The 22202-nt window shown below is 70.5% G+C and carries 20 protein-coding genes; 14 read left to right on the plus strand and 6 right to left on the minus strand.

The features are described from left to right. Positions 1-39: 39 nt before the first annotated feature. From ABZ833_RS32260 to ABZ833_RS32270, 3 genes are all read left to right on the plus strand, one after another. On the plus strand, positions 40-627 hold the full coding sequence (locus ABZ833_RS32260) for an RNA polymerase sigma factor (protein ID WP_361053964.1): 588 nt from the start codon (positions 40-42) through the stop codon (positions 625-627). A 930-nt stretch (positions 628-1557) separates the two neighbouring features. Beyond that, positions 1558-2223: an RNA polymerase sigma factor gene (locus ABZ833_RS32265; RefSeq protein ID WP_361053967.1), complete on the plus strand. Its 666-nt coding sequence runs from the start codon at positions 1558-1560 to the stop codon at positions 2221-2223. Next, positions 2223-3329 carry a hypothetical protein gene (locus tag ABZ833_RS32270; protein WP_361053970.1) on the plus strand — a complete coding sequence of 369 codons (1107 nt, stop codon included), beginning with the start codon at positions 2223-2225 and terminating at the stop codon, positions 3327-3329. Before ABZ833_RS32265 ends, ABZ833_RS32270 begins: the two co-directional genes overlap by 1 nt. Before the next feature lie 245 nt (positions 3330-3574). Here ABZ833_RS32270 and ABZ833_RS32275 read toward each other — a convergent pair whose 3' ends face one another. Continuing rightward, positions 3575-4450 (minus strand): L,D-transpeptidase family protein, encoded by an 876-nt coding sequence (locus ABZ833_RS32275; RefSeq protein WP_361053972.1) that lies wholly within the window; start codon positions 4448-4450, stop codon positions 3575-3577. Positions 4451-4583: 133 nt separating this feature from the next. On the opposite strand from ABZ833_RS32275, the gene ABZ833_RS32280 reads away from it, so the two are divergent. Together ABZ833_RS32280 and leuE are read left to right on the plus strand one after the other, a co-directional pair. Next, positions 4584-6164, plus strand: coding sequence for a methylmalonyl-CoA mutase family protein (locus ABZ833_RS32280; RefSeq protein ID WP_361053975.1), 1581 nt, complete (start codon positions 4584-4586; stop codon positions 6162-6164). A 75-nt stretch (positions 6165-6239) separates the two neighbouring features. Next, positions 6240-6893 (plus strand): leucine efflux protein LeuE, encoded by a 654-nt coding sequence (gene leuE / locus ABZ833_RS32285; protein ID WP_361053977.1) that lies wholly within the window; start codon positions 6240-6242, stop codon positions 6891-6893. Between the two features lie 2 nt (positions 6894-6895). Here leuE and ABZ833_RS32290 read toward each other — a convergent pair whose 3' ends face one another. Together ABZ833_RS32290 and ABZ833_RS32295 are read right to left on the minus strand one after the other, a co-directional pair. Then, the gene (locus tag ABZ833_RS32290; protein WP_361053980.1) at positions 6896-7360 is read right to left on the minus strand and encodes a MarR family winged helix-turn-helix transcriptional regulator; all 465 of its coding nucleotides are present in this window, start codon (positions 7358-7360) and stop codon (positions 6896-6898) included. 17 nt (positions 7361-7377) lie between these two features. Further along, entirely contained in the window at positions 7378-8838 is a 1461-nt protein-coding gene (locus ABZ833_RS32295; RefSeq protein WP_361053983.1) for an FAD-dependent oxidoreductase, read from the minus strand. A 71-nt stretch (positions 8839-8909) separates the two neighbouring features. On the opposite strand from ABZ833_RS32295, the gene ABZ833_RS32300 reads away from it, so the two are divergent. Beyond that, on the plus strand, positions 8910-9566 hold the full coding sequence (locus ABZ833_RS32300; protein WP_361053986.1) for a TetR/AcrR family transcriptional regulator C-terminal domain-containing protein: 657 nt from the start codon (positions 8910-8912) through the stop codon (positions 9564-9566). A gap of 9 nt (positions 9567-9575) precedes the next feature. Then, entirely contained in the window at positions 9576-9734 is a 159-nt protein-coding gene (locus tag ABZ833_RS32305) for a hypothetical protein (RefSeq protein ID WP_361053989.1), read from the plus strand. Here the strand turns inward: ABZ833_RS32305 and ABZ833_RS32310 are convergent. Genes ABZ833_RS32310 through ABZ833_RS32320 form a run of 3 tightly spaced genes read right to left on the minus strand, consistent with a single transcriptional unit; the run spans position 9718 to position 13198 of the window. Beyond that, positions 9718-10872: an acyltransferase gene (locus ABZ833_RS32310; protein ID WP_361053992.1), complete on the minus strand. Its 1155-nt coding sequence runs from the start codon at positions 10870-10872 to the stop codon at positions 9718-9720. The two genes, ABZ833_RS32305 and ABZ833_RS32310, sit on opposite strands and share 17 nt — an antisense overlap. Beyond that, positions 10869-12221: an alpha-2,8-polysialyltransferase family protein gene (locus tag ABZ833_RS32315; RefSeq protein ID WP_361053995.1), complete on the minus strand. Its 1353-nt coding sequence runs from the start codon at positions 12219-12221 to the stop codon at positions 10869-10871. Before ABZ833_RS32315 ends, ABZ833_RS32310 begins: the two co-directional genes overlap by 4 nt. After that, positions 12221-13198, minus strand: a complete 978-nt coding sequence (locus ABZ833_RS32320; RefSeq protein ID WP_361053998.1) for a glycosyltransferase family 2 protein — start codon at positions 13196-13198, stop codon at positions 12221-12223. The genes ABZ833_RS32315 and ABZ833_RS32320 overlap by 1 nt, the downstream gene beginning before the upstream one ends. Before the next feature lie 198 nt (positions 13199-13396). Between ABZ833_RS32320 and ABZ833_RS32325 the strand changes: the two genes are divergently transcribed. The 7 genes from ABZ833_RS32325 to ABZ833_RS32355 all read left to right on the plus strand — a co-directional run bounded on the left by ABZ833_RS32325 (position 13397) and on the right by ABZ833_RS32355 (position 22198). Continuing rightward, entirely contained in the window at positions 13397-14716 is a 1320-nt protein-coding gene (locus ABZ833_RS32325; protein WP_361054001.1) for a DUF6716 putative glycosyltransferase, read from the plus strand. A 44-nt stretch (positions 14717-14760) separates the two neighbouring features. Continuing rightward, on the plus strand, positions 14761-16047 hold the full coding sequence (locus tag ABZ833_RS32330; protein ID WP_361054004.1) for an acylneuraminate cytidylyltransferase: 1287 nt from the start codon (positions 14761-14763) through the stop codon (positions 16045-16047). Positions 16048-16061: 14 nt separating this feature from the next. After that, positions 16062-17003 carry an N-acetylneuraminate synthase family protein gene (locus tag ABZ833_RS32335; protein ID WP_361054007.1) on the plus strand — a complete coding sequence of 314 codons (942 nt, stop codon included), beginning with the start codon at positions 16062-16064 and terminating at the stop codon, positions 17001-17003. A 78-nt stretch (positions 17004-17081) separates the two neighbouring features. Further along, positions 17082-18203, plus strand: coding sequence for a hypothetical protein (locus ABZ833_RS32340; RefSeq protein WP_361054010.1), 1122 nt, complete (start codon positions 17082-17084; stop codon positions 18201-18203). Positions 18204-18362: 159 nt separating this feature from the next. Beyond that, positions 18363-19628 (plus strand): M20 family metallopeptidase, encoded by a 1266-nt coding sequence (locus tag ABZ833_RS32345; RefSeq protein WP_361054013.1) that lies wholly within the window; start codon positions 18363-18365, stop codon positions 19626-19628. A gap of 182 nt (positions 19629-19810) precedes the next feature. After that, positions 19811-20920 (plus strand): BMP family ABC transporter substrate-binding protein, encoded by a 1110-nt coding sequence (locus tag ABZ833_RS32350; RefSeq protein ID WP_361054016.1) that lies wholly within the window; start codon positions 19811-19813, stop codon positions 20918-20920. 222 nt (positions 20921-21142) lie between these two features. Further along, positions 21143-22198: a BMP family ABC transporter substrate-binding protein gene (locus ABZ833_RS32355; protein WP_361054019.1), complete on the plus strand. Its 1056-nt coding sequence runs from the start codon at positions 21143-21145 to the stop codon at positions 22196-22198. Positions 22199-22202 lie beyond the last annotated feature (4 nt).

A 22202-nucleotide genomic window follows, 5' to 3' on the forward strand; every position in this document is an offset into this window, starting at 1 on the left:
ACACGGTGAGCAGTGTCGCAGCGGTACGGATGGGAAAGCGTGGGTCGAGGAGGGGAACCCCGTCGTGCACGTGCGCGGGACGAGGGTCTGGGCGACGCGGTCGCGCGGGCGCAGGAGGGCGACGAGGCGGCTTTCGCCGTCGCCTACCGCCTGGTGCAGCCGGGGCTCGTCGGCTATCTGCGGGGTCTGGTCGGCCACGACGGGGAGACCGCCGAGGACATCGCGGCCGAGGCCTGGCTGGAGATCGCCCGCGACCTGGGGCGGTTCCGGGGCGACGGCGCGGGGTTCCGGGGCTGGACGGCGACCATCGCGCGGCACCGGGCGCTCGACCATCTGCGGCGCCAGAAGGTCAGGCCGCGTCCGTCCGCCCTCGAACAGGACATGCTGGACCTTCCCGGCCCGCACAGCACGTCGGAGCAGGCGCTCGAATCGATCTCCACGGAGAAGGCCCTCGCGCTGATCGCCGGGCTGCCGCGCGAGCAGGCGGAGGCGGTGCTGCTGCGGGTCGTCGTCGGCCTGGACGCCCCGGCGGCGGCGCGGGTGCTTGGCAAGCGCCCCGGGGCGGTGCGGACCGCCGCCTATCGGGGGCTTCGGCGTCTCGCCCAGCAGTTGGGCGGTGCGGGATGACGGGGCACGCGAGGGTGGGCGCCGATGAGGCCCTGCCTCTTGCCAGGCTGCTGGCGGAGGCGATTCGCGTCGATCGGGTCGACGCGGAGGCTCAGCTCCGGGCTGTCGCGGCGTTCCGCTCGGCTCGCGAGGAGACGAGGCTTCCCCCGCCCACCCGCCCCGACGACGACTGGAGCGCCTGAGGGGTGCCCCGGCCGCGGGTTGTCGGCGGCTGGCCACGCAGTTCCCCGCGCCCGCGCCCCTACCGGGGCGGGTGGGTTCCGTAGCGTCTCGACTCCACGTGCGTGGGGGCTGTTCGCGCAGTTCCCCGCGCCCCTTACGGGGCGGATGGGTTTCCGTAGGTTCTCGGCTCCACGTGCGTGGTGGCTGGTCGCGCAGTTCCCCGCGCCCCTTACGGGGCTGCCTCGTCGTCTTCGGCCGCGGGTTCGTCTGGGTTGCTCGCGCAGTTCCCCGCGCCCCTGAAGGGGCGCCCCGGCAGTCCGCCCCTGAAAGGGGCGCGAGGAACTGCGCGAGCAACCACAAAGAATCCCGCGCCCGAAAATTCACGGTGGCGCCCCATAGGGGCGCGAGGAACTGCGCGACCAGCCACCGCCAACCCGCAGAAGAACAAAGGGAGAGGGAGCGGCGCCCGAAGCCAAGAGGGGAGGGGCGAAGCCACAGGGGGAGATCCGCCCGAGGCCCCCGCCAAGGTGAGCGGCCGGGGTCGCCACCCCCCACAGGAGAGACCCCGGCCGTCACGCGGACGGACCGCACGCGGCCCGTACTCCCTTCAGCGCCGTGGGTGCGTTTTCTGTCACACCGCGTACTGTCACGCGCTAGTTGCACGTTGTACCAAACATGGACGTGAGCCCACTTCAGCCCGTAGCGTGCTGCTTCGCGCCAGGCTGCGGGGGCAGGACCGCAACCGGTGTAGGCGCATAGGGAGAAGTTGTGCTGGGGGACGACGCGGAACTGACCGCCGCGGTGCTTGCGGCGCAGGACGGGGACGAGACCGCGTTCCGGACTGTGTACCGCGCCGTGCACCCGCGGCTGCTCGGCTACGTAAGGACGCTGGTCGGCGACCCGGACGCGGAGGATGTCGCGTCCGAGGCCTGGCTGCAGATAGCCCGGGACCTCGACCGGTTCAGCGGCGACGCGGACCGGTTCCGCGGCTGGGCCGCGCGCATAGCGCGCAACCGCGCGCTCGATCACATACGTATGCGGGGCCGCCGCCCGGCGATAGGCGGCGACGAGACCGAGCTGACCGGGAAGCCGGGCGAAGCGGACACCGCCGACGAGGCGATGGAGTCCCTCGCGACCGGAGACGCCCTCGCCCTGATAGCCCAGCTCCCGCAGGACCAGGCGGAAGCGGTCGTGCTCCGGGTGGTCGTCGGCCTCGATGCCAAGAGCGCGGCCCTGACCCTCGGCAAACGCCCCGGAGCCGTCCGCACCGCCGCACACCGCGGCCTGAAGCGGCTCGCGGAACTGCTCGGCGCCGACGGCCCGCCGAGCGAGGGCGCGCTGGACGCGGTACCGCCCCAGAGGGAGCGCCGCGGGCCTGCGGTGACGTCCGCCGGTGTGACGCATTCGCGTATCCGGGCGCAGAAGGACATGTGATGGCCGACGAGGATTACAGGTGGCTGGACCGCGAAGCGGCGGAGCGTTTGCTGAGCGGTGAGCCCATCGACGGCACCGACGGCACCGATGGCATCGACAGCACCGACCCTCAGGCGCGGGAACAGGCCGCGCAACTGGCCAAGGCCTTGGCCGCACTGGCCGCCGACGACCGCGCGGGCTCCGTCGTACCCGCCGACATTTCCTCCGAACTCCCTGGTGAAGCCGCCGCGCTCGCGGCGTTCCGGGAGGCTCGTGGCCCTCATGCACGGACAGCTTCTACGCGCGTGGGAGCGGGCGAAACGGTGCATATCGGCCGCTCGGCCGGGCCTCCGCGCCCCGCACGCTGGGCCCGCCCCTTGCGGTACGGACTCGCCGCGGTGCTCGCCGGCTGCATGATCGGCGGAGTCGCCGTGGCGGCCGGCACGGGCGTGCTCCCCTCGCCGTTCGGTCAGCGGGACAAGCCGGGCCCCGCGGCCTCCGCCTCGTCCGTCGCCTCGCCCGAACCGCTCTCGTCCCCGTCCGACGACGCGAGCAGCAGCACGCCGGACGTCGAGCCCGACGACGTGACCACCACCCCGGAAGACTCCTCGCACGAACCCGGCAGCAGCGCGCCGCCGCAGGAAGCCGAGGACCCGGAGAGCACGTCCAAGGGCGGCAATGGCGGCAAGGGCACCACGCAGCCCGGCTCCGGCGACCCGCAGCGCGAGGACGAGGCGAGCGACTGGTACCGCAAGGTGGTCTCCGCATGCCGCGACTACCGCAGCGGAGAGCTCCAGGGCGACAAGAGGCGCCGCCTGGAGGAAGCGGCCAAGGGACCCCGGCGGGTGACCGAGTTCTGCGGCCGCGTCCTGGACGGATCGGGCAACGACCGCGAGCACAACGGCGGCGGCAGCGGCGATGGCGGCGGCGGTGACGACGACGGCGACAACGGCGGCGACGGCGACCAGGACAACGGCGACGGATCGTCCGGCGGCGGCAACGACCACTGGGGCAACGGCGGCAGCAGCCCCGTCCCACCGATCGTGGCCCCCTCGGTGCCGCATCCGGCGCCCACGGTGACCGCCTCGTACAGCGCGCAGCCCGTACTGCCCGGTAACGGGTCCTAGCCGAGTCCTGCCCGCGTCCCGATGGGCCTCTGACCTGCTCGGAAACATCGCGCGCCGCAGGTGTGACGTTTTTTGGAGCAGCGACGCAGTAAGAAGTGAGCCGACTGGTCATCGGCCCGCGCACGAGCCAGGGGTTCCCCCCGTACCTTTGGCTCAGTGCCACCAGCGTGGGCGGGAGACGTTCCCCCGATCCCGCCCACGCTGATTAATCCGGCGGCCCCGGGCCGTTCTCCGGTTCTCCCGCCTCACTTGTAGACGACGACCTTGTCGCCGTTCTTGACCTGCGAGAACAGACTCGCGATCTTCTTCTCGTCCCGTACGTTCACGCAGCCGTGCGAAGCGCCGTTGTAACCCGTCGCCGCGAAGTCCGACGAGTAGTGCACGGCCTGGCCGCCGCTGAAGAACATCGCGTACGGCATGGCGGTGTCGTACAGCGTCGAGACGTGGTGGCGTGACTTCCAGTAGACGGTGAACGTGCCGTCACGAGTGGGGGTGTACTGCGAGCCGAAGCGCACGTCCATCGTCGAGACGGCCTTGCCGTCGATCATCCAGGTCAGCGTGCGGCTCTCCTTGCTGATGCACAGGACGCGGCCGGTCATGCAGCGCTTGTCGGGCTTCGACGCCGGGATGCCGCCTCCCGAGTACAGCTCGTACTTCGTGGGCTTGCGCGTCATGCCGACCAGCTTCTGCCAGGTCACCGTGTCCGTCGTGCCCGTGCGGGGCAGCCCGCGCTTGCCCTGGAACCCCTTGACCGCGGAGGTCGTGGACGAGCCGTACGTCCCCGAGGGGTTGTCGAAGAACCAGGCGATCTGCCGGAGCCTGGCCTGCAGCTCACGCACCTCGTCGCCGCGCTGCCCCGGCGCGAGCAGGGTCTTCGGCGCCGGCTCGGGGGTCTGTGTCTCCTCGGACGGACCCTCGGACGGTCCCTCGGCCGTCCCCTTCGACGGCCCGGACGGCTCATCGGGGCCGCTCCCGTCCGATTTCGTCTTCGTGGGGGAGATCTTGACCGGCTGCGCCTTCCCGTCCGAGTCGACGGCCTGCGCCTTGCACCCGCCGACCAGGGCGACCGCGACCACGGCCCCCACGGCTATCGCACCTTTGCCCACAACGACCCCCGTCATCGCTCCACTGCTCCACAGCCTCGCTGAGAGTGTTCCCCGCGAGTGACCACCCCTGAACGTTGCCGCATGCTGGGGGAGGACCGCTATACCGGAGAAGTAACGGAGAAGGATCTCTCGCAGGAGGCGCAGAGCGATGGCGCGTGATTCGGAGTCCGGACTGCCCGTCGAGCCCGTGTACGGCCCCGAGGCCCTCGACGGCTGGGATCCCGCGACGAAGCTGGGCGCACCGGGCGCCTATCCCTTCACGCGCGGCGTGTATCCCTCGATGTACACCGGCCGCCCCTGGACGATGCGCCAGTACGCGGGCTTCGGCACGGCCGTCGAGTCCAACGCCCGCTACCAGCAGCTGATCGCCAACGGCACGACGGGCCTCTCCGTCGCCTTCGACCTGCCCACGCAGATGGGCCACGACTCGGACGCCCCGATCGCGTCCGGCGAGGTCGGCAAGGTGGGCGTCGCGATCGACTCGGTCGACGACATGCGCGTCCTGTTCGGCGGCATTCCGCTGGACAAGGTGTCGACGTCGATGACGATCAACGCCCCCGCCGCCCTGCTGCTCCTCATGTACCAACTGGTCGCCGAGGAACAGGGCGTCGACGCCTCCGAGCTCACGGGCACGATCCAGAACGACATCCTGAAGGAGTACATCGCGCGCGGCACGTACATCTTCCCGCCCAAGCCGTCACTGCGCCTGGTCGCGGACATCTTCAAGTACTGCCGGGCCGAGATCCCGAAGTGGAACACCATCTCCATCTCCGGCTATCACATGGCCGAGGCGGGCGCGACGCCCGCGCAGGAGATCGCCTTCACCCTCGCCGACGGCATCGAGTACGTCCGCACGGCGGTCGCGGCGGGCATGGACGTGGACGACTTCGCGCCCCGCCTGTCCTTCTTCTTCGTGGCGCGCACGACGCTCCTGGAGGAGGTCGCCAAGTTCCGTGCCGCGCGCCGCATCTGGGCCCGCGTGATGCGCGACGAGTTCGGCGCGAAGAACCCCAAGTCGCTGATGCTGCGCTTCCACACGCAGACGGCCGGGGTCCAGCTCACCGCCCAGCAGCCCGAGGTGAACCTCGTCCGCGTCGCGGTCCAGGGCCTGGGCGCGGTGCTCGGCGGCACCCAGTCCCTGCACACGAACTCCTTCGACGAGGCGATCGCGCTGCCGACCGACAAGAGCGCGCGCCTGGCCCTGCGCACGCAGCAGGTCCTCGCGTACGAGACGGACGTGACCGCCACGGTCGACCCGTTCGCCGGGTCGTACGTCGTGGAGAAGATGACGGACGACATCGAGGACGCGGCCCTCGGACTCATGGAGCGCGTCGAGGACATGGGCGGCGCGGTGGCCGCCATCGAGAACGGCTTCCAGAAGAACGAGATCGAGCGCAGCGCCTACCGCATCGCCCAGGAGACCGACTCCGGTGAACGCGTGGTGGTCGGCGTCAACCGCTTCCAGCTGGAGGAGGAGGACCCCTACGAACCCCTCCGCGTCGACCCCGCCATCGAGGCCCAGCAGGCGGCCCGCCTCGCGAAGCTGCGGGCGGAGCGCGACCAGGCGGCGGTGGACGCGGCGCTCTCCTCGCTCCAGGAGGCGGCCAAGGGGGAGGCCAACGTCCTCTACCCGATGAAGGACGCGCTGCGGGCGCGGGCGACGGTGGGCGAGGTGTGCGACGCGCTGCGGGAGGTGTGGGGGGCGTACGTGCCGACGGACGCGTTCTGACGACGCGCGTGGTCCTGATGTCCGCTGGGCGGACACCACGTCCGCTAGCCGTACACGCGTGCGACACTCCGCCCCATGCTGGGTGTCACCGATCTTCCGACCTATCTCGCGGGCCTCGCCCTGATCATTCTGCTGCCGGGGCCGAACTCGCTGTACGTGCTCTCCGTGGCCGCACGCCGTGGCGTACGCACCGGCTATACGGCCGCGGCCGGCGTCTGGTGCGGTGACACCGTCCTGATGACGCTGTCGGCCGCCGGTGTCGCCTCGCTCCTCCAGGCCAACGCCGTGCTCTTCGGGATCGTGAAGTACGCCGGTGCCGGCTATCTGACCTGGCTCGCGTTCGGGATGCTGCGGGCGGCCGTGGGCATGTGGCGCGCGCGGCGCGAGCCGGTCGTGGAGCAGGAGGGCGGGGAGTCCGGGGGCGCCGTGGAGCGGCCGTTCCGCAGGGCCTTGGTGATCAGCCTGCTCAACCCGAAGGCGATCCTCTTCTTCATCGCCTTCTTCGTGCAGTTCGTCGATCCCGGATACGCCTACCCCGCACTCTCCTTCCTCGTGCTGGGTGCCTTCGCCCAGGTGGCGAGCTTCCTCTACCTCACGGCCCTGATATTCAGCGGCACCAAGCTGTCGGCCGCGTTCCGCCGCCGCAGGCGGCTCTCGGCGGGAGCCACTTCGGCGGCGGGCGCGCTGTTCCTCGGGTTCGCGGCGAAGCTGTCGCTCGCCAGCGGGTGAGTTCAGTGGTGCCAGGCTGATCCGCCCACGTTGTGGATCATGCGCTGGAGCACCTTGAGGGTGCGGATGTACTCCTCGTCCGGGATGCCCTCGTGGATCTCCGCGCGGGTCTTCTGCTGGCGCAGGGCGGTGTTGTCCCGCAGGGCGCGGCCCTCGTCGGTGATGCGGAGGCGGCCGTCGGCGTCCTCGGTGAGCAGGCCGCGCTCGTGCAGGGCGCGGATGTCGTGCTGCAGGGAGCCGTCGCCCACGTTCAGGTAGCCGCGCAGAGTGGCAAGCACGGCCGCCTTGTCGCGGCCGTCGTCGGCGACGATCTGGTTCAGGATCCACCACTCGGGCTGGGTGAGCCCGGACTCGGCGAGCATGGTGCGGATGTGGTGGACGACGGCCTCACCCGCGGCCGATGCCCAGTAGCCGATGGGCTGGTCGATGAGGTCTTCGTCGCTGTGGGAGTACGTGAAAGTGTCCATGCCCAGAAGGTAGAACCTCAAGCTTGATTGAGGTCAACTGTCTTCGCGGATGAGTTGTCCTGGCGGATCAGCCTGACGTAGTCGGTCAGGCCCCTCGCGTCCTCGCCCGCCCACCCGACGTACCCGTCCGGGCGCACCAGGAAGAGGCCCTTGCCGTAGGGCGCGTAGGCCTCGACGCGGTGTACGTGCACCAACTCCTCGTCCAGTGGCGGCAGTTCGGCATCCGTGCCGACCGCGAGCAGTGTGCAGTGCGGGCCCCTGAACGCGTCGAAGAGCCGTCCCGCGCCGCACGGCCCGTCCGGTGCGCGGTCGCCCGCCCGCAGCGCCCCGCCCGGGAGGCCCGTGCGGGTCTCCACCGACAGGGAGCTGTCCCGGTAGCCGAGGCCCAGCTGGCGGGTGGCCTCCCCGCGCCGCTCCTCGCCCCGGTGGATGCGGGTGGAAAGGCCCAGCATCTGCGCGGCGTTGGGCAGCCGCTCGGCCTCGTAGGTGTCGAGGAGTGCCTCGGGCGCGCCGCCCCGCAGGACCGCGCCCAGCTTCCAGCCCAGGTTGTACGCGTCCTGCACGCTGGTGTTCAGGCCCTGGCCGCCCGCAGGTGAGTGCACGTGCGCCGCGTCGCCGGCCAGGAACACGCGGCCCTCGCGGAACCGGTCCGCCATCGCCGCGCGCGGCCGGAAGTCGGAGGCCCAGCGCACCTCGGTCACCGCGTCGGCGGCCAGGTGCGTACGGGCGGCGACGACCTTGCGCACGCCTTCGAGCGAGGTGTCGGGGGCGGTCCCGTCCGTGAACTGGGCCGTCAGCTGGAAGTCCGGGGTGCCCGACAGCGGGCAGATCGCCAGGAAGCCCCCGCCGTCGGCGGCGGGCGGGAACATGTGCCAGTTGTCGCGGTCCAGGGCGGGGATGCGGACGTCGGCCACCAGGATCGGGTTCGGGTCCACGGTCTCGCCCGCCATGCCGATGCCGAGCGCCGCGCGCACGGTCGAACGGCCGCCGTCGGCCGCCACGGCGTAGGCGGCGCGGACCGTCCGGCCGTCCGCGAGCCGGGCGGTGACGCCCTCCTCGTCCTGCGCGAGGCCGGTCAGCGCGGCACCGAACTCGATCTCCGCGCCGCCGAGTTCGCGCAGGCGGGCGTGGAGGATCTCCTGCGTGCGCCACTGGGGGAGCATCAGCGGCCGGTCGTACGGGGCGTCCCGGGTCGGCTCCCTCTCCTCGAACATCCGGTGCTCGCCCTGCCGCTCGCCGCCCTGCCAGACCATGCCGACCGGGTAGGGACCGCCCGCCGCCTCGGCCGCCTCGATGACCCCGAGGTCGTCGAAGACCTCCTGGGTGCGGGGCTGGATGCCCTTGCCGCGGGAGCCGGGGAAGAGGGCGTCGGCCCGCTCGACGACCAGGGCGTCTGCGCCGCGTCGTGCGAGGTCGCAGGCGAGGGTCAGGCCCGTGGGTCCGGCTCCCACGATGAGTACGTCGGTCGTGACAGTCATGACGGCTCCGTCCTTAACGCTGTTAAGTGCCATGGCCCAGAGCCTGCGCTTAACGGTGTTAAATTGTCAAGGTGGCTACGACACCCCTGGACCGCACCCGCGTGGCGCGCACCGCCCTGAAGCTCCTGAACGAGACGGGCCTCGACGGGCTCTCCCTGCGCGCCATCGCCAAGGAGCTGGACGTCAAGGCGCCCGCTCTGTACTGGCATTTCAAGGACAAGCAGGCACTGCTCGACGAGATGGCGACGGAGATGCTGCGGCGCATGAACGACGAGCTCGCGGCGGAGGCGGTACCGGACGCCGACTGGCCGACGGCCTTCGCCGCCGCGATGCGGGGCCTGCGGCGGCACCTGCTGATGTACCGCGACGGCGCGAAGGTCTACAGCGGTACGCGCTTCACGGACATGTCGTACGCCGCCCCCATGGAGGCGCACCTGCGCATGCTCACGGCGGGGGGCTTCACGCCGGGCGGTGCGGCCCGCGCCTGGCTCACCGGGTACAGCTACACCATCGGCTACGTGATCGAGGAGCAGTCGATGGGCCCCGACCCCGCGAAGGAGGAGGGCGGCTACGACCTGGAGGCCCGCGCGCAGCGGCTCGCCGCCTATCCGCTTGCCTCGGCGGCCGGCGACGAGATGTTCCGCGACTACGACGCGGGGTTCGAGAAGGGCCTCGCCGCGGTGGTCGCCGGGATCGGGGCGACGATGCTGGACACCCGGCACGCATAGTCTTGGCCCATGGATGAGGGCGAGACGCTGGAGCGGTTGGTCCAGGAGCTGGTGGACGCGATAGGCGAGGCCGAGGTCGTCATGGGCGAGGCCATGGACGTGGCCCGCGCGGTGGCGGCGGACGAGGACGCCGACACCGCCACGGACGGGGTCACTTCCGAACCATGAGCCCGTTCCGGATCAGCGGCGTCAGCCGCTCCTCCACGAAACGGTTCAGGAGCCAGGCGAGCAGCAGCATGGCCGCGATCGTCAGACCGAAGGTCGCGTACGACGGAAGCCCGAGCCCCCGGTGCAGCGCGGCCACCGTCACCCAGCCCAGGTGCTCGTGCACCAGGTAGAACGGGTAGGTCAGGGCCCCCGCCACCGTCAGCCACTTCCAGTCGACCCGGTGCAGGGCGCCGAGTGCGATCAGGAGCACCGCGGCGAAGCCCGCCGTCACGACCGCGATGATCCCGAAGGACGTGCGGTAGGAGAAGAAGTCCGGGTTCGGGGCGTGCCACAGGCGCGAGACCGCGTAGTGCTGGCCGATCAGCCAGCTCACCCCCACGATGCCCCAGGCCGTGAGGTCCCTGCGGTCGCGGTGGACGAGGTAGATGCCGATGCCGCCGATGAAGAAGGGGGCGTACTCGGGCATGAGGACGAGGTCGAGCAGCGGCTCGTTCGCGCCCTCCGCGACGACCGCGGCCAGGGTCCACACCGCACAGAAGAGGATCACGCGGGCCCGGTTCGCGCCCGGCAGGACGACGAAGAGCGCGAACAGCGCGTAGAACCGCAGCTCGGCCCAGAGCGTCCAGCAGACACCCAACACCCGGTCCACGCCCAGCGGTTGCTGGAGCATGGTCAGATTCACCAGGGCGTCGCTGGGCGAGACCGCCTGGTACGTCACGACGGGCAGCGCGAAGACCGCCGTCACCAGGATGATCGCCGCCCAGTAGGAGGGCAGGAGCCGCGAGGCGCGTGACGCGAAGAACGCGCGCAGCGGACGGCCCCAGCCGCTCATGCAGATCACGAAGCCGCTGATGACGAAGAAGATCTGCACGCCCAGGCAGCCGTAGGCGAACCAGCTGTGCGCCGTGGGGAACTGAAGCTGCGGCGAGCTGCCCCAGGCCTCGCTGATCTCGCCGTCGCGGCCGCCGTAGTGGTAGGCCGCGACCATCAGGGCCGCGATGAGCCGCAGCCCGTCCAGGGCTCTGAGGCGGGGCCGCGCACGCTTGGCGGCCGCGGGGGCCGGAATCGTGCGCGCGAGGGCGTCTGCCGTGTCCGTCCCCGGGGAGTGCTTCGGGAGCGTGGTTCCGGGAGAGGTCATCCGAGTGCGGTCCGCTTGATGGTGCGCTGGACCGAACGGGCCCGGCGCGCGACCCGGCGTACGGCCGCGTTGCGCGGGATGAACGAGAGCTGCGAGGGCAGCGCTCCGGGCAGGGCGAGGGCCGTGAGGCGGCGCCGCTTGAAGTAGCGCCAGGTGTGCGGGGTGAGGTGCGTCGAGAGATACCGCTCGGCGGCTCCGCGCAGGCGGGGATAGATCTGCGGCTGCATGGCGAAGCCGACGGCGACGAGCAGCTCGCCCAGGTCGCCGACCGGCATGCCCGGCTGCCGCCCGGTGACCGCGCCCTTGTCGGCGAGGTCGGGGATCAGCGCGTCCACGATGGTGACGGGGACGCGGTTGCTGTTCTGGTAGGGCGCGAGCCGCTCCAGGAGCGTCTCGGTGCCGGTGCGGGCGACCGGCAGGCCGTACAGCGCGGACGCGGTGAGCAGCGCCGTCGAGAAGCAGCCGATGACAAGCGCGGGGCGCATCCGCTGGTAGAGGACCTCGGCGAGGACCGGTGAGTCGAGGACGGTCAGCTCCACGCCGATCGCCTCCGCCTCCTTCTCCAGCATGCGCGACCAGCGGGCCGGAGCCGTCGGATGCGGTTTGAACACCACGCGCGTGTGGCCGAGTCCGGCTGCGCCGCGCACCATGCGCACGTGCAGCTCCTCCTCTTCCTCGGCGGTCAGGATGCCGAGCGCGGAGAGGTACTGGCCAAGGAGCAGGGCGGGTTCGGCGATGTCGGGGATGTCCGCGGCATCGGCCTCGGCGAGGCGGTCGAGGACCTTCACGAACGCCTCGGTCGGCACGATCTCCGGCTCCACGCCGAACTCGGTCAACAGGAGCGGGGTCAGGCCCGGCACCAGGTCAAGGTGCAGCAGGCGGCGCACCCGCGTGCCGACCAGCGGGTCGATCTTGTTGCGGGTGGGGCCGTAGCTCATCAGGCCGTCCGCGTAGACGTCCACGGGCGCGCCCGTGAAGATCTGCGCGAGGGCCAGGGCCGGGTTGACCTGGATCGACTCGACGGCCAGCTCGATGTCGTCGTCACCGAGGTCCCACAGGAGCCGGATGTACCGCTCCCACATCGGGATGTCGTCCGCCCGGGGAGCCCAGCCGCCCGGATGAAAAGGGGAGATGGCCTCGTTCCAGGAACGTACGTCGTCGAAGCGGTCCCGCAGGCGCTCGAAGCCCGGCATCTCGTCCACGGCGACCGTCGTCTCCGGCGTCGCCGCGTTGTTGCTGACGAGCAGCAGCCGCCGGTCGGCCGGGCCGAAGCGGTCGGCGTCGATCGCCGCGGCCAGCGTCGCCGTGCCGTACAGCGTGGACGCGAGGAAGATCTGCGTCGTCGCCATTACGCGGCCACCTCCGCCGACACCGGGCGCCGGCGCAGCCGGCGAAGGCGCGTCGCCCGCTGTATGTCCATGGAGTCGAGTGCGTCGTCGAGAACGCCCTGCGGCATCCGCTTCAGGGCTGCCGCACTCAGCGACTTCAATTTCCGCGCCACTTGTGGCTCGAACCTTTCGATGGATCCCAGATGGTGGGAAATGATCGCGCAGTAAGTACGGACGGCCTTCGGCAGGAGTTTGTCCGCATCGCGGTCCTCAGCCGTTTCCCGGATCACCTGGTCGAATGCACGGATGAAATCGAGCTGTCGTACGTCACCGATCTGCGTCAGCGACGACGCGACCCCGCGCCGGTAGAAAACGCCGAGCAGGCCCACCGCGGCGAAGGATTCCGCCTCGCGGTGAAGGCGCCAGATCCACGGCCGGTCCTCCGCGGTGCGCAGGCCGTCCGTGAAGTGGAGCAGGCCCTGGTCGGCCAGGCGCCGGTGGTAGATGCCCGCCCAGGCGTAGGCGTAGTCGACGGACGTCGACCGGTCGGCGGGCAGGATGACGTCCCGCGGCGGCATGACGACGCCGCGCCTGCCGTGCGGGACACGGTGGATGCTGCGGGCCCGAGCGGTGCACTGCACATGGTCGGTACGCACGAAGTCGCAGCCCAACTGCTCGATGGACGCCACGAGTTGCGCGTAATAACCGGGGGCGAGCCAGTCGTCACCGTCCAGGAAGGTGAGGTACTCGCCGCGCGCCGCGTCAAGGCCCGTGTTGCGGGCGGTCGCCAGACCGCCGTTCGTCTCATGTCTGAGATGGACGGCGCCGGGCAGTTCGCGCGCGGCACGCTCCAGGATCTCTGGAGTCTCGTCCTTCGAACAGTCGTCGACGAGAATGAATTCGAAGTCTTCGCGTGCGTTCGCTCGCAGACTCTTCAAGGTGTCGGGCGCGTATTGCTGCACGTTGTAGAACGGCACGATGACGGAGAGCTTAACCACGTGGGTGACGTTAGGTGTCGGCCCGGCATTCGTCTTGACCGAAGGTGAGATGTCAGGTGAACGACGCATGGCGGAACGGTTAACCCGCCTGCCCATCGGCGGTTTCCCGGGCTGATTCGCCATTCGTCGGCGTGCTGTTAACCGTTTGTTGCACCTGAGTTGGGCCGCCAATCCCAATGCCTTCCTAGCGTCCTTCCTGTGCCAGTAAGCAACAGCGGGACGACACGGATCACCGTGCTCGCCGACTCCGACACCCGGTGGAAATGGGGCGCGCTCACCGCGAGCCGCCTCGCGGGTGAGGGAGCGGACATACGCCTCGACGGACGCCTCCTCAGGGGCCGGGCCACGCCCACCGTCCGCCAGCTCGAAGAGGTCGGGGTGCGCGCGGATTCGCTCCGTGAGGTCACCGCGGTCGAGTTCCTGCGCGAGGTCGAGCGCGAAGCACCCGACGTGATCGTGCTCGCCCTCGTGGGCGGCGCGGTCCAGGCGGTGCTGCACGGTCTGGCCCGGATGGCCGCGGCCTCGAAGCGGCGTCCCGTGATCGTCACCGGCTATGTCGGCGTCGTCTACGAGAAGCTCGCCGACGGCCTGCTCCTGCGGCACGGCGCGGACGTCGTCCTCGCCAACTCCCGCCAGGACGCGGAGCGTTTCCGAGCCGTGTACGAGGGAGTGGGCGCCGACGCGTCGGGCGTCGTGGAGAGCGCGCTGCCGTTCCTCGGCGGCGCTGCCTATCTCGAGAAGGACCAGAAGCACGACCCCTACACGGTCGTCTTCGCCGCGCAGCCCTCCGTGCCCGACAGCCGCGCACACCGCACGTACCTGCTGAGCCGCATGGTCAAGCACGCACGCCTGCACCCGGACCGCGAGGTCCTGATCAAGCTGCGCAGCAAGCCCGGCGAACACACCACGCACATCGAGGAACTGCCCTACCAGAAGCTCGCCAAGGGCGAGGGCCTGCCGCCCAACTGCCGCCTCGTGTACGGAAACATGGGCGAGGTCCTCGACCGCACCGACCTGCTCGTCACGGTCAGCTCCACCGCCGCGCTCGAATCCCTGCACCGCCGCATCCCCACCGCGGTCCTCACCGACCTCGGGGTGCGCGAGGCGCTCGGCAACCACCACTTCATCGGCTCCGGATGCCTGGCGTCCTGGGACGAGATCGACGCGGGGTACAGCCCCGAGGCCGCTCCGGAGTGGGTCGCACGGCAGGGCGTCGCGCCCGACGGGTCGTACGAGAAGGCCTTCGACGCGGCACGTGAGCGCGTCGCGAGCCTCCTCGCACAGCCTCAACTGCCGCCCGTCGCCCCGTACTACAGCCTCGTCACCGCCCCCGGCTACCTCCCCGGCATCCTGGCCCGCCACCACCTCGGCCCGGACGGCACCCCGCTGCCCGGCGCGCCCGCCGCGGACCGCGAGCCGGGCCCGGTGCGCCAGGCCGTCCGCAGCGCGGCGCGCGGCGCCTACCGGCACGGGGTGCAGCGCGTGGCCCCCGTCATCCGGCGGATGGGCGAGCTGTGAACCGCGGGCGAGCTGTGATCCCCCACCCCACTCAAGGAGCCCCCATGTCCCACCCCGCCCCAGGAAGCGCGCCCGCACACCGCGTCCTCGCCGTCATCCCGGCCCGCGGCGGCTCCAAGGGCGTGCCCGCCAAGAACCTCGCCCCCGTCGGCGGTGTGCCCCTGGTGGCGCGCGCCGTCCGCGAGTGCCTGGCCGCGCGGCTCGTCACGGACGTCGTCGTCTCCACGGACGACCACGTGATCGCCGAGGCCGCCCGCTCGGCCGGCGCCGAAGTGGTCCTGCGGCCCGCGGCGATCGCGGGGGACACCGCGACCAGCGAGGCGGCCGTCCTGCACGCGATGGACGCGCACGAGTCGCTGCACGGCACGGCCGTGGACGTCGTCCTGCTCGTGCAGTGCACCAGCCCCTTCATCGTCCGCGAGGACGTCGACGGCGTGGTCGGCTCGATCATCGACGGCGGCGCGGACACGGCGCTGACCGTGGCGCCCTTCCACGGCTTCGTGTGGCGCGACGCCGACGACGAGCCCGCGGCCCTCGACGCGCGGCGCACCGGCGAGATGGGCGGCACCACGAAGGTCGCCAACTCGACCGCCACCGACGGCGGTTACGGCGTCAACCACGACAAGTCCTTCCGCCCGCGCCGCCAGGACCGCCCCCAGGACCTCCTGGAGACCGGCGCGGTCTACGCCATGGACGTGACCGGCTTCCGCGAGCACAAGCACCGCTTCTTCGGCCGCACCGAACTCGTCCGCACGGACCCGGCGCGCGTCCTGGAGATCGACGACCCGCACGACCTCGCCCGTGCCCGCGCGCTCGCCCCGCTGTTCGACGGCGGCCGGGCCGACGCCCTTCCGACCCGCGACGACATCGACGCGGTCGTACTCGACTTCGACGGCACCCAGACGGACGACAGGGTGCTGATCGACTCCGAAGGACGGGAGCTCGTCTCCGTGCACCGCGGGGACGGCCTCGGCATCGCGGCCCTGCGTGACGCGGGGATTCCGCTGCTGATCCTGTCCACGGAACAGAACCCGGTCGTCGCCGCGCGGGCCCGGAAGCTGAAGCTTCCCGTCCTGCACGGCATCGACCGCAAGGACCTCGCACTCAAGCAGTGGTGCGAGGAGCAGGGCATCGCTCCCGAGCGCGTGCTCTACGTCGGAAACGACGTCAACGACCTCCCCTGCTTCGGCCTTGTCGGCTGGCCGGTGGCGGTCGCGAGCGCCCACGACGTCGTACGCGGCGCCGCACGCGCGGTCACCGCTCTCCCCGGTGGTGACGGCGCGATCCGAGAGATCGCCGCATGGATCCTCGGCCCCTCCCTCAACAAGTAAGGAAAGTTCCTGCCATGAGCTCTACGATCTCCAACTCCCGTCTGCGCACCTTCGGTTCGAAGACCGCAGGTCCCGGTCAGCCCGTCTACATCACCGGTGAGATCGGCATCAACCACAACGGCGAGCTCGACAACGCCCTCGCCCTGATCGACGTGGCCGCCGACGCCGGCTGCGACGCGGTCAAGTTCCAGAAGCGCACCCCGGAGATCTGCACCCCGCGCGACCAGTGGGACATCGAGCGCGACACCCCCTGGGGCCGGATGACGTACATCGACTACCGCCACCGCGTGGAGTTCGGCGAGTCCGAGTACCAGGCCATCACCGAGCACTGCAAGAAGCGCGGCATCGACTGGTTCGCTTCCCCGTGGGACACCGAGGCCGTCGCCTTCCTGGAGAAGTTCGACCTCCCGGCCCACAAGGTCGCCTCGGCCTCGCTCACCGACGACGAGCTGCTCCGCGCCCTGCGCGCCACGGGCCGCACGGTCATCCTCTCGACCGGCATGTCCACCCCGAAGCAGATCCGTCACGCGGTCGAGGTCCTCGGCTCGGACAACATCCTGATGTGCCACGCCACGTCGACGTACCCGGCGCAGGCCGAGGAGCTCAACCTCCGCGTCATCAACACCCTCCAGCAGGAGTACCCGAACGTCCCGATCGGCTACTCAGGCCACGAGACGGGCCTGCAGACCACGCTCGCCGCGGTCGCGCTCGGCGCCACGTTCGTCGAGCGTCACATCACCCTCGACCGCGCCATGTGGGGTTCGGACCAGGCCGCGTCGGTCGAGCCGCAGGGCCTGACCCGGCTCGTCCGCGACATCCGCACCATCGAGGCCTCCCTCGGTGACGGCGTCAAGAAGGTCTACGAGTCGGAGCTCGGCCCGATGAAGAAGCTGCGCCGCGTCGCGGGCGTCGTCGCCGAGGCCGACGCGGCCGACCGCGAGCCGGTAGCGGTCTGAGCGCGCTGACGCTCTTACCGGGACCTTTCACCGGGAGTCCCGGGACCCCTCACAAGGACAGGACACGGTCATACGACGATGAGCCCCCGACCCGGGCCGACGGCCCCCACTGCTGCGGCGCCCGCCACCCTGGCGTTCGTAGAGAGCCCTGTGCAGCTCCTCAACGTCCTTGAGTGGGCGCATTCGGCGGGGGCGACCGGCCCGGCCGGGGGGCTCACCGTCGTCGTCCTCTCCCCGAACGACCCGATGACCCGGGGCCAGCTGCGCCGCATGGCCCAGCTGGCGCGTGACGAGGGCCTGAGCGTCCGCTGGGAGGAGGCGCGCGGCGGTGCGGCCGCTCCCTTCCACACGATCGGCGGCCTGACGGGCGCGCTGCGGGCGGCGGACCGGATCGTCATCGGCGACCCGTTCTCGCGCTACGTACAGCTGCTCCTGACGATCACCAGGGCCCGCTCGCTGGTGGTCGTGGACGACGGCACGGCCACGATGGAGTTCGTGGCCCAACTGGCCGCGGGGGAGCGCCTGGTGCGCTGGCACCGCCGCGGCGGCCGCCCCGGCGTGCGCGACATCGCCTTCGCCCCGATCTCGGCCTCCGCCCGCCGCCGCCTGACACCCGGCGGCAAGCGCACGGTGGAGGTCTTCTCCTCCATGCCGATCGACTCGGCGCCGGACGGCGTGCGGGTGACGGTGAACAGCTTCGCGTGGACGCGGGAGCGCTTCGGCCCGCCGCGCGTCTCCAAGGGCGCGGACCTGGTCGGCACCTCGCTCGTCGAGACGGGCGTGGTCGACCCGGACCGCTACGTGGAGGCGGTCCGCACCCTGTCCCGCGCACACGGAGCGACCCGCTATTTCGCCCACCGCCGCGAGAGCTCGGAGAAGCTCCACCGCCTGGCGGTGGAGACGGGCCTGCAAGTGGTCCGCCCCGACCTCCCGCTGGAACTGATCGCCCGCCGAGGCCCGATCGGCAGCACGATCCTGAGCTTCCCCTCGACGGTGGTCCACACCCTGCCCCTGGCCCTCGCGGGCACGGAGGTCCGCGTCGCGGTCTGCGACATCGACCCGGCCTGGCTGACGGAGAACGCCTCACCCCGGGCCCAGGGGTTCCTGTCGGGCGTCACGGGCACGGCACGTGACGTACACCGCCTGGCGTCGGTGGCCTCCGCGCATTCCCCGGCGCAGGGGGTCGCGGCCACGGCGTGACCAGCGCCTTTCCCTCTGGAGGGCGAGAGAGTTTACCCACCTCAACTAGCGCCCATGCGCCACGCGGCCACTTTTTCTTACCCTATCGGGCTGAACTTTTGTTGATCGTGGGTCAGTTGGCCCGTGCCTCGCCCTACCCTTCAGAGGGTGAACCAACTGATGTCACGAGAGTCCGAGCGAGGGTCCGAGGCCGATCTGCCCGGGGAAGCAGCGGGGGACGCCCCCGGGGAAGCAGTACTCCCCGGTGCGCTCCCGGACGCCCTGCGCACCGAACTCATCGCCTTCCGCCGCGACTTGCACATGCACCCCGAGCTCGGCAACCAGGAGTTCCGTACGACCGCGGCCCTCAAGGCCCGGCTCGAGCGCGCGGGCCTCAAGCCCCGCGTACTCGACATCGGCACCGGACTGGTCTGTGACATCGGCACCGAACAGTGGGACGGCGTGCGCCCCATGCTCGCGCTGCGCGCCGACATCGACGGGCTCCCCATCCCGGACACCAAGCTCGGCGTCCCGTACCGCTCCACCGTGCCCGACCGCGCCCACGCCTGCGGGCACGACGTGCACACCACCGTGGTGCTCGGCGCGGGCCTCGTCCTCGCCGAGCTCGCGGAACAGGGGCAACTGCCCTTTCCCGTACGGCTGATCTTCCAGCCCGCGGAGGAGGTCCTGCCCGGCGGTGCGCCCGATGCCATCGAGTCCGGTGTGCTCGACGGCGTCGGCCGCATCATCGGCGTGCACTGTGATCCCCGCGTCGACGCCGGGAAGATCGGCCTTCGGCACGGCGCGATCACCTCCGCCTGTGACCGGCTCGAAGTCTCGCTGGACGGCGCGGGGGGACACACCGCGCGCCCCCACCTGACCACCGACCTCGTCACCGCCGCCGCCAAGGTCGTCACCGAGGTCCCCGCCCTGGTCGCCCGGCGCATCGACGCCCGCTCGGGGCTCGCGGTGACGTGGGGCCGCATCGAGTCGGGCCACGCCTGCAACGTCATCCCGCAGCACGCCGAACTCTCCGGCACCGTCCGCTGCCTGGACCTGACCGCCTGGCGCAAGGCGCCCGACCTGGTGCACGGCGCCATCCAGGAGATCGCCGATCTGTACCGCGCCAAGTCCGAGGTGAACTACATCCGGGGCGTCCCGCCCGTCGTGAACGACCCGGACGTGACCGACCTGTTGAGCGAGGCCATGCGGACGCGCCTCGGCCCGCACTCCGTCGAGGACACCGAACAGAGCCTGGGCGGCGAGGACTTCTCCTGGTACCTGGAGCACGTGCCCGGCGCCATGGCCCGCCTCGGCGTCCGTACGCCCGGCGAGCGCACCGTCCGGGACCTGCACCAGGGCGACTTCGACGCGGACGAGTCGGCGATCACGGTGGGCGTCGAACTCTTCACCGCGGCGGCGCTGATCGACGGCGTCGGTAGGTGAGCAGGTAGGTAAGCACCGCTATCGGCCGGTTACGGCGGACCCGTTCACCCGGACGTAACCGGCCCTCGGCACGAATAGGTAACGCAGTGCGAAACCCCGTTCCCCTCCCTTTCTACGCGCGTTACTGTGCGCCGAAATCAGGCCCTTCAAGGGTGCTTTGGGGAACGTAAGGGGTGCGTCCTATGCGTCTTCGTCGAGGATCTCGTGGAACCCGAGGATCGAAGCTCTCCCAAGTGGCCGTCGTGGTGGCGTCCCTCGCCCTCGCGGCCTCCGCGTGCGGCAAGACCAGCAGCGAGGCATCACAGGAGGACGACAAGGACGACAAGTCCGGCGGGTCGTCCTCGGAGTACAAGGGCAAGGGCGTCGGCCTCGCGTACGACATCGGCGGCCAGGGCGACCAGTCGTTCAACGACGCCGCGTACGCCGGGTACGAGAAGGCGCGCAAGGACTTCAAGATCGGCGGCGTCGACATGGAGCCCGGCGACGGCGAGTCGAGCGCCGACAAGGTGCAGCGCATCGAGCAGCTGGCCAAGCAGGGCTACAACCCGGTGATCGGCGTCGGCTACATCTACGCCCCCGCCATCAAGGAAGCCGCGGCGAAGTTCCCGAAGACCACCTTCGGGATCATCGACGACAACACCGTCAAGGCGGACAACGTCGCCGACCTCGTGTTCCACGAGGAGCAGGGGTCCTATCTGGCGGGCGTCGCCGCAGCGAAGGCGACCAAGGCCGACCACGTCGGCTTCATCGGCGGCGTCGACATCAACCTCATCCACAAGTTCGAGGCCGGCTTCGTGCAGGGCGTCAAGTCCGTCGACCCCAAGATCAAGATAGAGAAGCGGTATCTGACCGAGAAGCCCGAGGACGGCGGCTTCTCCAGCCCCGACAAGGGGCAGAACGCGGCGAGCGGTCAGATCGAGTCGGGGGCCGACGTGATCTACCACGCGGCGGGCCTCTCCGGGCAGGGCGTGATCCAGGAGGCCGGCTCCCAGAAGGTGTGGGCGATCGGCGTCGACTCCGACCAGTACAAGCAGAAGGCCCTGGCCAAGTACAAGGACTACATCCTCGGCTCGGCCCTCAAGGACGTCGGCGGCGCCGTCTACGACCTGACGAAGTCGGTCGTCGAGGGCAAGCCGATCACGGGCGAGCAGCGCTACGACCTGAAGTCGGGACGCGTCGGGTTCGCCGACTCGAACCCGAAGTACACGGCGATGAAGGACGTGGTCGCCGCCGTGGAGGAGGCCGAGAAGGACATCGTCGACGGAAAGGTCACGGTCGAGACCGTGCCGTAACCGGACCCGCACAGCAGGACCGTGACAGGTGGGGCGCCCCGTGACGTGCGGGGCGCCCCACCGTGCGTCCACGCTCCCGCAACCTCGCGGCCACAGCTCGATAACGGACGGGACAGAAGGGTTCTTATGTCAGGTCTACGCGCGTTACGCTGCGGCGAAATCAGCGCCAGGTGAGGCGCTCGTACGTGCTTGTGCTTGCTTGTACATAAGGAGTTCCTCTCTATGCGCCGGGTTTCCCGAATTGCCGCAGCGGGTGTAGCCACCGCCGCACTCGCCGTCTCCGCCACCGCCTGCGGCGGCACCTCCAGCGACGCCGCCGGTTCCAAGAGCGACGGCAAGAACAAGGGCGTCGCCATCGCGTACGACGTCGGCGGCAAGGGCGACCAGTCCTTCAACGACGCCGCGACGGCGGGCATGGACAAGGCCGCCAAGGACCTGAAGGTCGGCAAGAAGGCCGTCGAGCCGACGGACGGCGAGTCCGACGCCGACAAGGCCCAGCGCCTCACCGAGCTCGCCAAGCAGGGCTACAACCCGGTGATCGGCATCGGCTACGCCTACGCCCCCGCCGTGAAGGAAGTCGCCGCGAAGTTCCCGAAGGTCACCTTCGGCATCGTCGACGACGCCACCATCAAGGCGGACAACGTCTCCGACCTGGTCTTCAACGAGGAGCAGTCCTCGTACCTCGCGGGCGTCGCCGCGGCCAAGGCCAGCAAGAAGAAGAGCGTCGGCTTCATCGGCGGCGTGAACAACAACCTGATCCGCAAGTTCGAGGCGGGCTTCGTCCAGGGCGTCAAGGACACCGACAAGTCGGTGAAGATCAAGCGCCAGATGCTCACCGAGAAGGCCGAGGACGGCGGCTTCTCCAGCCCCGACAAGGGCAAGGAAGCGGCCAGCGGACAGATCGAGGGCGGCGCCGACGTGGTCTACCACGCCGCCGGTCTCTCGGGCCAGGGTGTCATCGAGGCCGCCGCCGCCGAGAAGGTGTGGGCGATCGGTGTCGACTCCGACCAGTACAAGCAGAAGGCCCTGGCCAAGTACAAGAAGTACATCCTGACCTCGGCGACCAAGGACGTCGCCGGAGCGGTGTACAACCTGACGAAGTCGGTCCAGGATGACAACGCCAAGGGCGGCGTGGTCCGTGCGGACCTGGCGTCCGGCGGCGTCGCGCTCGCCGACTCGAACCCCGAGTTCAAGAAGATGAAGGACCTGCAGGCCGCCGTGAAGAAGGCCGAGCAGGACATCAAGAGCGGCAAGATCAAGGTCAAGACCACGCTGTAACCGG

It is taken from the genome of Streptomyces sp. NPDC047525 (assembly GCF_040643025.1).
Taxonomy (GTDB): domain Bacteria; phylum Actinomycetota; class Actinomycetes; order Streptomycetales; family Streptomycetaceae; genus Streptomyces; species Streptomyces durmitorensis.

Excerpts from the sequence above, each read along its gene's own strand:
- ABZ833_RS32305 (WP_361053989.1), top strand. The coding sequence starts at position 9,576 with ATGGATGAGGGCGAGACGCTGGAGCGGTTGGTCCAGGAGCTGGTGGAC.
- ABZ833_RS32340 (WP_361054010.1), top strand. The coding sequence starts at position 17,082 with ATGAGCCCCCGACCCGGGCCGACGGCCCCCACTGCTGCGGCGCCCGCC.
- leuE (WP_361053977.1), top strand. The coding sequence starts at position 6,240 with ATGCTGGGTGTCACCGATCTTCCGACCTATCTCGCGGGCCTCGCCCTG.
- ABZ833_RS32350 (WP_361054016.1), top strand. The coding sequence starts at position 19,811 with ATGCGTCTTCGTCGAGGATCTCGTGGAACCCGAGGATCGAAGCTCTCC.
- ABZ833_RS32345 (WP_361054013.1), top strand. The coding sequence starts at position 18,363 with ATGTCACGAGAGTCCGAGCGAGGGTCCGAGGCCGATCTGCCCGGGGAA.
- ABZ833_RS32295 (WP_361053983.1), bottom strand. The coding sequence starts at position 8,838 with ATGACTGTCACGACCGACGTACTCATCGTGGGAGCCGGACCCACGGGC.
- ABZ833_RS32270 (WP_361053970.1), top strand. The coding sequence starts at position 2,223 with ATGGCCGACGAGGATTACAGGTGGCTGGACCGCGAAGCGGCGGAGCGT.
- ABZ833_RS32355 (WP_361054019.1), top strand. The coding sequence starts at position 21,143 with ATGCGCCGGGTTTCCCGAATTGCCGCAGCGGGTGTAGCCACCGCCGCA.
- ABZ833_RS32315 (WP_361053995.1), bottom strand. The coding sequence starts at position 12,221 with ATGGCGACGACGCAGATCTTCCTCGCGTCCACGCTGTACGGCACGGCG.
- ABZ833_RS32310 (WP_361053992.1), bottom strand. The coding sequence starts at position 10,872 with ATGACCTCTCCCGGAACCACGCTCCCGAAGCACTCCCCGGGGACGGAC.
- ABZ833_RS32275 (WP_361053972.1), bottom strand. The coding sequence starts at position 4,450 with ATGACGGGGGTCGTTGTGGGCAAAGGTGCGATAGCCGTGGGGGCCGTG.
- ABZ833_RS32335 (WP_361054007.1), top strand. The coding sequence starts at position 16,062 with ATGAGCTCTACGATCTCCAACTCCCGTCTGCGCACCTTCGGTTCGAAG.
- ABZ833_RS32280 (WP_361053975.1), top strand. The coding sequence starts at position 4,584 with ATGGCGCGTGATTCGGAGTCCGGACTGCCCGTCGAGCCCGTGTACGGC.
- ABZ833_RS32330 (WP_361054004.1), top strand. The coding sequence starts at position 14,761 with ATGTCCCACCCCGCCCCAGGAAGCGCGCCCGCACACCGCGTCCTCGCC.
- ABZ833_RS32290 (WP_361053980.1), bottom strand. The coding sequence starts at position 7,360 with ATGGACACTTTCACGTACTCCCACAGCGACGAAGACCTCATCGACCAG.